A 1,802-nucleotide genomic window follows, 5' to 3' on the forward strand; every position below is an offset into this window, starting at 1 on the left:
CGCCAGCGACTCGGTGTGGTCCTGACCGGCCGGCAGCCCCGAGGTGTCCAGGTGGACCCGCACCACGACCTCGACCGCCGGCGAGCCGTCCACCAGGACGGCCCGGCCGGCCTGGAAGCGGCGCAGGTGGGTGCTGGTGCTGCTGTGCAGGGCCCGGTCGGCGGGCGCCTCGACCTCGACCGTCCGGAGGACCTGGGCGATCCGCAGGTCCGGCGCCGGTGCCTGGTGCGCGGGGCGGACCCGGTCCGCCCCGCCGTCGGTGTCGGTGGTGCTGTCGGTGGTGCTGTCGGTGTCCCGGCGCGAGTCCATGTCCACGGAGCGGCGGCCGGAGTAGGAGCCGTCCACCGATTCCATGTCCTGGTCGGAGGACAGGTAGTCGAGCGTGGAGTCGGTGTAGTAGCCCATCTCCTCGTCGGAGTCCCGGTCCCGGTCCAGATCCAGGTCCATGTCCTCGTCCCGGCCCGGGGTGGTGGGCCAGCCGGACTCGTCGTCACCCGGGGTGGTGGGCCGGCCCGGCGTGGTCGGCCAACCGCTGTCCTCGTCGCCCGGGGTCGTCGGCCGGGAGTCCTCGTCGTGGCCGGGCGTCCTGGGCAGGGCGTTGTCGTCGCCGCCCGGGGTGGTGGGCCGCGAGCCCCCGTCCGAACCGGCGACGTGCGGCGCGCGCGCCCGCGGTGCGAATGCCGCCTCGCCCGGGGCCGCCGGCCGGCCGGAGCCGCGCGCGGGCACCGCGGGAGCGGGCTGGACCTCGGCGTCCGCCCCGAGCGGCGGGACGTGCAGCTGCGGCAGGTGCCGCTGGTCGCCGACACCGGTGACCAGGACGATCCGCCCGTTCTCGACGTGGACCGCGAGGTCGACGTCGCCGTAGGAGCCGTGGACGATGTCGGTCACGGTCGGGCCGAACTCGCCGTCGTGCTCGTGCAGGACCTGGACGGCGGCCCACCGCGCGTCGAGGGCCGTCCACTCCCGGGGCAGGCTGTGGGTGACGGGCAGCCGGCGCGGGTCGGCGGCCAGCGCCTCCTGGCTGAACCGGGTGTCCAGGTGGCGCAGTTCCAGTGCGGTCTGCTGGTCCCAGCCGGCCATCTCGGCGGGCCGGTGCTCGCCGGGCCGCAGCGGGCCGGGCTCGCGCAGGTCGGCCGGGACGCGGGGGGCGCCCTGCTGGGCGACCAGGTCGGCGTGCGGGGTGGCGAGGCCGTCCAGGGTGGCGACGAGCGAGTTGAACACCTGGTCCTGGCCCTGGAAGGCCAGCGGGCCCAGGACGTCCGACACGTCCGACGCCGAGCCGGGGCGCACCAGCACGCCGGAGAAGACGTCCGGACGCCCAGGGGCGAAGTCGAGGACGACGGCGACCAGCCTCGGCGGCACCCCGTCCGGACCCGCCGTCTCCAGCGTCCGGTCCCGGACGTAGTCGTTCACCCGCTGCTGGACGTGCTCCTCGGCGAGCGCCCGGTACTCGGGCGTCACCGGGCCCTCGACGACGGTGCGCACGGGCACGGTGATCCGCAGGCCCTCCTGCCCGGAGTCGAACAGCACCCGGGAGACAGACAGCGGGCGGTCGCCCAGCCAGGTCGCGGTGTCCGGGGAGGTGCGCAGCACCCGCCGCTGGTTCCAGTCGGTCATCGGCTGGGTGCCGGTCGGGCGGTGGGCCAGGTGGGCGCCGTCGCGGGAGAGTCCCTCGATCCGGACGCCGTCGGCCTCACCGGTCCAGTAGTACGTCCGGCCGTCGTCCAGGTACACCCGGCGCTCGGCCGGGACGCCGTCGTGCGCCTCGTCGACGCGGATCAGCAGGTCCGCCGAGGACCAGG

At 76.0% G+C, this 1,802-nt stretch carries 1 pseudogene; it reads right to left on the reverse strand.

The window, feature by feature from the left end:
• Positions 1-1,802: pseudogene (locus VR45_RS41335) on the reverse strand (hypothetical protein); the annotation flags it as partial.

Source organism: Streptomyces sp. NRRL S-495, from assembly GCF_000966955.1.
Taxonomy (GTDB): Bacteria; Actinomycetota; Actinomycetes; order Streptomycetales; family Streptomycetaceae; genus Kitasatospora; species Kitasatospora purpeofusca.